A 9,055-nucleotide genomic window follows, 5' to 3' on the forward strand; every position below is an offset into this window, starting at 1 on the left:
TTGCGCACGCAGGTGCACGACGGGTATGCGGGCGAGGCCGACGCGGCGGCGGAGGCGGTGATTCGGGAGAACGACGGCGGCCGGTGACGAGGCGCTCGCAGCATGTCGAACGACGGGGCGGGGCGAATGTTCGTCGGGCGCGATCGCCGCATTGCCGGCGGCGATCGCGAGCCGCCCGCCGCGCGGTGACATCGCGATGCGGGTGCGATGCGCTTCAATCGTACGGATGACGAAGCATGTCGATGGTCGATTCGCGCTCGATTCGCGATTGCAGGCGACTTGTTCGTCGAGCGATGCGGCGCGGTTGCCTTCGTGACGGAGCGGGAACGACGTGAAGTCGTGAAGCGCAGCGCGAACAGGGCATGGCCGACGCGCGACGCGGAAGGCGAGCGCTCCAACGGTGCGCTCGCCCAAGACGAACGAAGCCAATCGACTTCGTTCGTCTTGGCATCATCGGATACGCGCGCTTGGCAACACGGGAAATCCGGCGACGAATCCGCGATCCCGCATATGCATCTCGCGACGAAGTCACGTTCGTCCCGGCAAGCTTCTGAAGCGAACGCGGCCGCCCGGAGCCGCGCCGCGAGCGCCGGGGCGGCGGGACGCCGAACGCCCGCCCGTCTTCTCATGGCGATTTACTCGCGCCGGTCCTTCGCGTCGCGGGACAAGTGGCCCCAGAGGAACTCATATCCGATCGCTTCGTGCTCGGCCGTGTCGATTGCGTCGGCGCTGCCGTGGCCGCCATCGGTTTTTTCGAGCAGCCATACGTTCCGGTGCCCTTGCGCATGCATGCGCGCGACCATCTTCCGAGCATGCGCGGGATGCACGCGATCGTCGCTCGTCGACGTCGTGAAGAGCGCCGGCGGATATGCAACGTCGTGCGCGACTCGATGATACGGCGAGTATGCCGTGAGCGTCGGCGCATGGCCGGGATCGTCAGGATCGCCAAATTCGTCGAGCCACGACGCGCCCGCATGCAAGTGCGGATAGCGCTGCATGTCGAGCAGCGGCACGTCGCTCACCACCGCGCCGAACAGGTCCGGGCGCTGGATCATGCATGCCGCCACCAGCAAGCCGCCGTTGCTGCCGCCGCGGATGCCGAGCTGCCCGGCCGTCGTCACGCCGTCCGCCACGAGCCTTTCGGCGACGGCGATGAAATCGTCGAACGAGCGCTGCCGCTCCGTTTGTCGCGCCGCTTCGTGCCATCGCGTGCCGAATTCGCCGCCGCCGCGAATATGCGCGAAGACAGCGATGCCGCCTTTTTCGAGCCAGCCGATGCCGAGCAGCGGATCGTAGTCCGGTGTGAGCGCAATCGCGAAGCCGCCGTAGCCGTACAGCAGGCACGGACGCGGTGCGCGACCCGCATCGTCCAATGCGTCGCGCGGGCCGACCAGCGTATACGGCACCAGCGTGCCGTCGCGCGAGCGCGCATGTTCGCGCCGCACCGTCAGCGTGGATGCATCGAATTGGGCCGGCCAGCGATCGAGCAGCGTCCATGCCGACAGGTCGTCGTCGGCGAGGTCGGCGAGCGAGTATTCGGGCGGCGTCAGGTAATCGCCGACGCTCACGTACACCTCGTCATCGAACGTCGGCTCGACGGGCGACACGTCGACCTGCGCGAGCCCGCGCGCCGGGAACGGGCGCGCGCGCCAGCGCCAGGCGCCGTCGTCCTGCTGCTCGGGCAGCCAGAGCAGCGTGCGCGTGAGCACGTCGTCGAGCCACGACACCAGCAGGTAGCGGCGAGTGTGCGTCCAGCCGCACGCCGACGTGCGATCGTTCGGCTCGAACAACGTAGCGAACGCGCGCTCGCCCGCGACGAACGCATCTTCCCGGATCGCGAGCAGGCTGCCGCCCGCGTAGCGCGCGCCGCCGCAGGTCCAGTCGAGCCTCGGCTGGAGCAGCAGCCAACCGTTCCAGTAGCCGACCTCGACGTGCGCCGGGGCGTCGTAGCGAATCCATGCGCCGTCGTCGCCGAGGCGATACGTATTCGCGTCGTAGAAGTTGATCGCCTGCTCGATCATGTGGTGCCGATCGACCGGATCGTATTGCGCGTCGACGGAGATGTCGCCGCGTGCGCCGCGAAACACGACGGGCGCGTCCGATAGCAGGGTGCCGCGCGTCCAGCGCCTGACTTCGCGCGGATAGCCGGAGCGCGTGACGCTCGGGCCGCCGTTGTCCCAGCCGACATAGACCGTGTCGCGATCGATCCATTCGATCGAATGTTTGCCGGCCGCCTCGATCGAGAAGCCGCCGTCGACGAACCGGCGCTGCTCGATATCGAACTCGCGCACGACGACCGCATCGGCGCCGCCGTCGGACAGCACGATCAGCGCGCGATCGCCGTCCGGCTCGAGGATGAGCTCGCCGTCGAACACCCATTGAACGTCTTCCGCCGCGCCGAGCGCGTCGAGATCGATCAGCGTCTGCCACTCGGCGCGGCCGCTGCGCCAGCTCGCCCACGGCGCGCGCCGCCACAGGCCTTTCGGATGGCGCTCGTCCTGCCATACGTCGTAGGCCCACGCTTGCCAGCGCTGCGGGATCACGGGCCGCTCGCGAGGCAGCAGCGCCTTCGTGAAGCGCTCGACGAGCGCGCGGTAGCGTGCGCCGTCGAGCCATGGCGCGCCGTGCGTGCGCGCATTCTGCGCGTCGACCCAGTCGACGCTCGCGGGGCTTTCCAGTTCTTCGAGGAAGCGGTACGGATCGGCCTGATCAGGCCAGGAAGCATGAGGCATGGCGTATTCACAATGAGCGTTGCGTGTAATGGTAGCGTAAGGCGTGATGTGCCTGCGCTTCGATTGCTGGGCCGACGGCCCGAGCGTCCTTCGCGCGAGCGCGTTGCCGCGGCGTGCGCGAGCGACGCGCGCGCGCTTTCGTCGTAAGTGAGTACGACGAGCGCCGGCGTCGCACGTGTCGCGCTTCCCGCCCGAATCAATCCGACATCGCGACTATCTCCCGCATGCCCGGCCTCATTTCGAAATGAAAAATAATTGGTTCGGCTTTTGCGGCGGCTCTTTCATAGTGGAGCCTTGATGGCTATAGACGGCGCTCGGACAGCGCTCGCCGTCGAGCCCGGCCCATGTCTCGTGCACGATGCGCGATACCCACAAGGAGACGCCATGACGGTTGAACTCGAAGAACGCTCCACACATGCGGTGCTCGAAGCCGCACGCGAAGCCGCGCGCGCGGCGGGCTTGCCGTATGCGGGCGGCATATCGCCTCGCGACGCATGGGCGCTCGTCACGGCCGGCGCCGCGCGGCTCGTCGACGTGCGCACCGCGGAGGAGCGCGCGTTCGTCGGCCACGTGCCGGACAGTCTGCACGTGCCCTGGGCGACCGGCACGAGCCTCACGCGCAACCCGCGCTTCGCGCGCGAGCTCGAAGCGAAGACGGGCAAGGACGCGGCCGTGCTGCTGCTGTGCCGCAGCGGCAACCGTTCGGCGCTCGCCGCGGAAGCGGCGGCGAAGGCGGGCTTCACGCAAGTCTTCAACGTGCTCGAAGGCTTCGAGGGCGAGCTCGACGATGCGGGCCATCGCGGCGCGATCAACGGCTGGCGATCGCACGGGTTGCCGTGGCAGCAGAGTTGACCGATGCGGTCGGTTCCGGTGCGGCAACCGGCATCGACCGCCCGTGAGTAGCGAGCAGCAGTCAGCCAGCAACGAGAAACAACGAGAAGCAACAAGGAGCGGCAGCCGTGGCGGTATTCGACATCGACGACATCGTTCAATCGCTTCAAACCGTGCGCCAGCGCTGGCGCGAAGTGCAGCGCCGCTCGCTCGAGCCGGGCGGGCGCGAATTGCCGGCGCGAGAGGCGCTCGCGAGCATCGTCGAAACGCTGAAGGGCGTGCTGTTTCCGATGCGGCTCGGGCCGCCCGATCTTAGGCAGGAGAGCGAAAATTTCTACGTGAGCCATGCGCTCGACGACGCGCTGCACGCGCTCCTCGCGCAGGCGCGGCTCGAGCTGCGCTACAAGGGGCGGCACGACGCGAGCGCGCAGGCCGAGGCCGCGATCGAAGCGAAGACCGACGCCGCGGTGCGCGCGTTCGCCGCGCGCCTGCCCGCGATCCGCGCGCTGCTCGACAGCGACGTGCTCGCCGCGTTTCATGGCGATCCGGCCGCGGGCAGCGTCGACGAGGTGCTGCTCTGCTACCCGGGCGTCCTCGCGATGATTCACCACCGGCTCGCGCACGAGCTGTACCGCCTCGAATTGCCGCTCCTCGCGCGCATCGTCGCGGAGCATGCGCATGCGCAGACGGGGATCGACATTCACCCCGGCGCGCAGATCGGCGGCGGCTTCTTCATCGACCACGGCACGGGCGTCGTGATTGGCGAGACGGCGATCATCGGCGAGCGCGTGCGCGTCTATCAGGCGGTCACGCTGGGTGCGAAGCGCTTTCCGCGGGACGCATCCGGACATCTCGAAAAAGGCCTCGCGCGCCATCCGATCGTCGAAGACGACGTCGTCATCTACGCGGGCGCGACGATTCTCGGCCGCGTGACGATCGGTAAGGGCGCGGTGATCGGCGGCAACGTCTGGATCACGCAGGACGTCGCGCCGGGCAGCCATGTCACGCAGGCCGTCACGCGCAGCGATCCGGCGCGGCTGGCCGACGCGCCGGCTGGCGTGCCGGGCGCGAATGGCGCGAACGGCGCAAGCGACACGGCGCTTTCCGCCGCGGGAGCGCTGTGATGACGGCGCTCGTCCAACGTTTCGGCGCGGCGATTCGCCAGTTGCGCGAGGCGCGCGCGTGGTCGCAGGAGCAACTCGCCGAGCATGCGGGCTTGAACCGCTCGTACGTCGGCGAGATCGAGCGCGGCACCGCGATCGCTTCGATCGTCACCGTCGAGAAGCTCGCGCGCGCGTTCGGCGTGCCGATCGCGCGGCTGTTGTCCTCCGGCGTCGACGTATCCGAGGCCGCGTCGCAAGGATTCGGCGTGTCGCCGGCATCGAACGCGTCGCTGTCGACCGCGCGCTGAATCCCTGTTCGATCTCCCCGAATTGGCGTCTATAGCATGTTGAGCCGCCCAAATGGCGTCTCGATAATGCGTTCTGCTGATAAGCATTCCAGATTTAGTTCTATAGCCCCCGGAGTCCTCTATGTCGACGATAGTGAGCGGCCAGACGGCGCTCGGCGACAACGCAGCACGGCAACTCGCCAATGCCACCAAGACTGTTCCGCAGCTTTCCACGATCACGCCGCGCTGGCTGACGCACCTGCTGCAATGGGTGCCCGTCGAGGCCGGCATCTATCGTCTGAATCAGGTGAAGAACCCGGAAGCGGTGCGGGCCGCCTGCACCGCGCGCGAGGACGAGGGCGCGCTGCCGAGCACCTTCGTGCCGTACGAGGAAGCGCCGCGCGAATACTTCCTGAACGCAGTGAGCACGGTGCTCGACGTTCACACGCGAATCTCCGATCTCTATAGCAGTCCGCACGATCAGATCAAGGAGCAACTGCGCCTGACGATCGAGACGATCAAGGAACTGCAGGAAAGCCAGCTGATCAACAACCCCGATTACGGGCTGCTCGCGAACGTCGCGGAAGAGCAGCGCGTGTTTCCGCTGACGGGCGCGCCGACGCCCGACGATCTTGACGAATTGCTGACGAAAGTGTGGAAGGAGCCTGCGTTCTTCCTCACGCACCCGCTCGCGGTCGCCGCGTTCGGCCGCGAATGCACGCGGCGCGGCGTGCCGCCGCCGACCACGAGCCTGTTCGGCTCGCAGTTCCTGACGTGGCGCGGCATTCCGCTGATTCCGTCGGACAAGGTGCCGGTTGCCGACGGCAAGACGAAAATCCTGCTGCTGCGCGTCGGCGACAAGCGGCAGGGCGTCGTCGGCCTCTATCAGCCGGGCGTCGCGGGCGAGCAGGGGCCGGGCCTGTCGGTTCGGTTCATGGGGATCAACAATCAGGCGATCGCGTCGTATCTGATTTCGCTGTACTGCTCGCTCGCCGTCCATTCGCCGGATGCGCTGGCTGTCCTCGATGACGTGGAGATCGGCAAGTACCATGACTATCCCGACACCTACCGTTAATCCTGCCGCGAGCGCCTCGAGCGTCGCGCCGCCGCACGCGCCGCTGCCTGCCGGATTGCCCGATCCGGCGACGCTCGCGCGCCTCGCGTCCGAGTTTCTCGCGGCGTTGCCGGGGCAATCCGCCGCGCCCGACGTCGGCGCGGGAAGCGGCGCGGTCGGCGGCGTGCCGTCGGCGCTGCCGGCCGCCGCGCCGCTTCTCGCGTCGGCGTCGAATCCCGCGCCGGCGGGCTCGCCGCTCGCCGGGCCCGGCGGCACCGGCACGGGCATGCCGGGCGTCGGTGCGCCGCCCGGCAAGGTGCCCGGCGCGAACCTCGCGCCCGCGCCGACGCACGTGCTGTCGCTCGGCAATCGCGCGCCCGCGCTCGCGCCGCACGCGGCGGCGCAAAACGGATTGCCGGACAACGTCGTAGCGATCGCGCCGGCGCTCGAGCCGCGCGCGGGCGGTGCCGCACTCGGCGTGCCGCCCGTGCAGGAGGCCGTCGCCACGCAATCGGCAACCGACGCGTCCGCGACGGCGATGCCGTCTGCGTTCGCATCGTCGTCTTCGCCGTATTACTTCGTCGACCGCGCATCGCACGGCTGGCAGCGCGACGCCGCGCAGATCGTCGTGCCGCAGGACGGCATCGCGTCGCCGCGCGCGTTCGGCCTGCCGGACGAGCAGGCGCTGCGCGACCTGCTGCCGATTCAGCGGCCGCAGGCCGATCGACACGGCGCGTCGCGCTACTTCATCGACGATGCGCGGCCCGCGGCTTCGCATTCGCCCGGAGCCGGCGCGCATCCGCCGTTCGACGTCAACGCGATTCGCCGCGACTTCCCGATCCTCTCCGAACGGGTGAACGGCAAACCGCTTGTCTGGTTCGACAACGCGGCGACGACGCACAAGCCGCAAGCGGTGATCGACCGTCTCGCCTACTTCTACGCGCACGAGAATTCGAACATCCACCGCGCCGCGCATACGCTCGCGGGGCGCGCGACCGACGCGTACGAGCATGCGCGCGCGACCGTGCAGCGCTTCATCGGCGCGGCGTCGCCGGACGAGATCGTGTTCGTGCGCGGCACGACGGAGGCGATCAACCTGATCGCGAAAACGTGGGGAGTCCGGAACGTCGGCGAAGGCGACGAGATCGTCGTGTCGCATCTCGAGCATCATGCGAACATCGTGCCGTGGCAGCAACTGGCCGCATCGAAGGGGGCGACGCTGCGCGTGATTCCCGTCGACGACACGGGGCAGGTATTGCTCGACGAGTACCGGAAGCTGCTCAACGACCGCACGAAGATCGTCTCCGTCACGCAGGTGTCGAATGCGCTCGGCACGGTCGTGCCGGTGAAGGAGATCGTCGAGCTCGCGCATCGCGCGGGAGCGAAGGCGCTCGTCGACGGCGCGCAGTCGATTTCGCACATGCGTGTCGACGTGCAGGCGCTCGATGCCGACTTCTTCGTGTTCTCCGGGCACAAGATCTACGGGCCGACCGGCATCGGCGTCGTGTACGGCAAGCGCGCGCTGCTCGACGACATGCCGCCGTGGCAGGGAGGCGGCAACATGATCGCGGACGTGACGTTCGAGCGCACCGTGTTCCAGCCGCCGCCGAACCGTTTCGAGGCGGGAACGGGCAACATCGCCGACGCGGTCGGGCTCGGTGCGGCGCTCGAATATGTGACGCGCGTCGGCATCGAGAACATCGCGCGCTACGAGCACGATCTGCTTGCCTATGCGACGGGCGTGCTCGCGCCGGTGCCGGGCGTGCGGCTGGTCGGCACCGCACGCGACAAGGCGAGCGTGCTGTCATTCGTGCTGAAGGGCTACGAGACGGAAGAAGTCGGGCGGGCGCTGAACGAGGAGGGCATCGCCGTGCGCTCCGGGCATCACTGCGCGCAGCCGATCCTGCGTCGCTTCGGACTCGAAGCGACGGTGCGTCCGTCGCTTGCTTTCTACAACACGTGCGACGAGGTCGATGCGATGGTCGATGTGGTGCGAGGGCTCGCGGCGCGACGCGGGTAGCCCCGCGCGCCACATCGTGACGATGCCGGCTCGGTCGATTCGCGCGAAACGACCGGGCCGGCTGCCGCATCGACGAACAACTCGAGGCCCGGCTTCCGGTTGATTCGACATACGAAAAAAAGACCCGGCGCGAGCCGGGTCGAAGAGAGCGATGCAGGCGGCGAGGGCCGCGCCGGCCACGAGCCTGCAGCCGGCCGATCCTCGCCGCCACGACATCACTCCGCGTGGTCGTTGCGCACGCGGCGGCTCGACGCTTGATCGACCGCCGCGCGTCGCGATCAGATCATCCGTTCGAACGCGCCATCCTTCATCACGAAGCGATGAACGAGCGCCGCGAGCGCATGCATGCCGATCAGCACGATGAAGAGCGTCGCCGACAGGCTGTGCCATTCGCCGATGCTCGCGCCGAGCGAATGCGGCGATGCGATCGTCGGCAGCGGGACGATGCCCGCGAGCTTCAATTGCCACGTGCGGCCGTTCGCATTCAGCCAGCCGAGCAGCGGCACGGCGATCAGCGCGGCGTACAGCAGCTTGTGAACCGCGCTCGCCGCGAGTGACAGAAGCGCGCCCTGCTGATGCGCGGGCGGACTGCGGCGCACGATCGACCACAGCGCGCGCGCCGCAATGACGGCGATCAGTGCGGTGCCGAGCGCGGCATGCCAGGCGACGAGGCCGGCGGGCGGCGCCGTACCGTGCACGTCGGGCATCGTCCAGCCGAGCACGAATTGAGCGAGCACGAGCGCGGCAACGCTCCAGTGCAGGATGCGGCTGAGCAGGTCGTAGCGAGCTGGCGTTCGGGGGGCGTGTGTCATCGCGCGGATCGTCATATAGGTAAGCCGTTCGTAGGGATCGGTCGGCGCGACGTGTCGTGCGCCGTCGTACATTACCGGGCTCGATCGATTATGGCGGCCGATTCTTATGGAAATCTTAAGGTTCATCGCGGAATTCCGGGGAACGCGGCGCGGATCTTGAGGAAGAAGTACTCCTCGTCACGGTACCCGTAGGCCCTGCGCTTGATGACCTTGATC

8 protein-coding genes are annotated in these 9,055 nt (G+C 68.2%); 5 read left to right on the forward strand and 3 right to left on the reverse strand.

What is annotated here, in order from left to right; all coding sequences use genetic code 11:
• The coding region (locus tag X946_RS34860) for a hypothetical protein (RefSeq protein WP_152611873.1) at positions 1 to 429 on the reverse strand (429 nt) is incomplete at its 3' end.
• A gap of 206 nt (positions 430 to 635) precedes the next feature.
• Positions 636 to 2,732: a prolyl oligopeptidase family serine peptidase gene (locus X946_RS29390; RefSeq protein ID WP_038755514.1), complete on the reverse strand. Its 2,097-nt coding sequence runs from the start codon at positions 2,730 to 2,732 to the stop codon at positions 636 to 638.
• 384 nt (positions 2,733 to 3,116) lie between these two features.
• On the opposite strand from X946_RS29390, the gene X946_RS29395 reads away from it, so the two are divergent.
• The 5 genes from X946_RS29395 to X946_RS29415 all read left to right on the forward strand — a co-directional run bounded on the left by X946_RS29395 (position 3,117) and on the right by X946_RS29415 (position 8,027).
• On the forward strand, positions 3,117 to 3,584 hold the full coding sequence (locus X946_RS29395) for a rhodanese-like domain-containing protein (protein ID WP_038755516.1): 468 nt from the start codon (positions 3,117 to 3,119) through the stop codon (positions 3,582 to 3,584).
• Between the two features lie 107 nt (positions 3,585 to 3,691).
• Positions 3,692 to 4,687, forward strand: a complete 996-nt coding sequence (gene epsC / locus X946_RS29400; protein WP_038755518.1) for a serine O-acetyltransferase EpsC — start codon at positions 3,692 to 3,694, stop codon at positions 4,685 to 4,687.
• The gene (locus tag X946_RS29405) at positions 4,687 to 4,974 is read left to right on the forward strand and encodes a helix-turn-helix domain-containing protein (RefSeq protein WP_038755520.1); all 288 of its coding nucleotides are present in this window, start codon (positions 4,687 to 4,689) and stop codon (positions 4,972 to 4,974) included. The genes epsC and X946_RS29405 overlap by 1 nt, the downstream gene beginning before the upstream one ends.
• Positions 4,975 to 5,095: 121 nt before the next feature.
• The gene (locus X946_RS29410) at positions 5,096 to 6,028 is read left to right on the forward strand and encodes a family 2A encapsulin nanocompartment shell protein (protein WP_038755522.1); all 933 of its coding nucleotides are present in this window, start codon (positions 5,096 to 5,098) and stop codon (positions 6,026 to 6,028) included.
• Positions 6,003 to 8,027 carry a family 2A encapsulin nanocompartment cargo protein cysteine desulfurase gene (locus X946_RS29415; RefSeq protein WP_052145230.1) on the forward strand — a complete coding sequence of 675 codons (2,025 nt, stop codon included), beginning with the start codon at positions 6,003 to 6,005 and terminating at the stop codon, positions 8,025 to 8,027. The genes X946_RS29410 and X946_RS29415 overlap by 26 nt, the downstream gene beginning before the upstream one ends.
• 278 nt (positions 8,028 to 8,305) lie before the next feature.
• Here X946_RS29415 and X946_RS29420 read toward each other — a convergent pair whose 3' ends face one another.
• Positions 8,306 to 8,839, reverse strand: a complete 534-nt coding sequence (locus X946_RS29420; RefSeq protein ID WP_038755526.1) for a cytochrome b — start codon at positions 8,837 to 8,839, stop codon at positions 8,306 to 8,308.
• Between the last annotated feature and the right edge of the window lie 216 nt (positions 8,840 to 9,055).

Source organism: Burkholderia sp. ABCPW 111, assembly GCF_000773065.1.
GTDB classification, from domain to species: domain Bacteria; phylum Pseudomonadota; class Gammaproteobacteria; order Burkholderiales; family Burkholderiaceae; genus Burkholderia; species Burkholderia savannae.

Coding starts and splice junctions, on each gene's coding strand:
- X946_RS29390 (WP_038755514.1), bottom strand. CDS start 2,732: ATGCCTCATGCTTCCTGGCCTGATCAGGCCGATCCGTACCGCTTCCTC.
- X946_RS29395 (WP_038755516.1), top strand. CDS start 3,117: ATGACGGTTGAACTCGAAGAACGCTCCACACATGCGGTGCTCGAAGCC.
- X946_RS29405 (WP_038755520.1), top strand. CDS start 4,687: ATGACGGCGCTCGTCCAACGTTTCGGCGCGGCGATTCGCCAGTTGCGC.
- X946_RS29410 (WP_038755522.1), top strand. CDS start 5,096: ATGTCGACGATAGTGAGCGGCCAGACGGCGCTCGGCGACAACGCAGCA.
- X946_RS29415 (WP_052145230.1), top strand. CDS start 6,003: ATGACTATCCCGACACCTACCGTTAATCCTGCCGCGAGCGCCTCGAGC.
- X946_RS29420 (WP_038755526.1), bottom strand. CDS start 8,839: ATGACACACGCCCCCCGAACGCCAGCTCGCTACGACCTGCTCAGCCGC.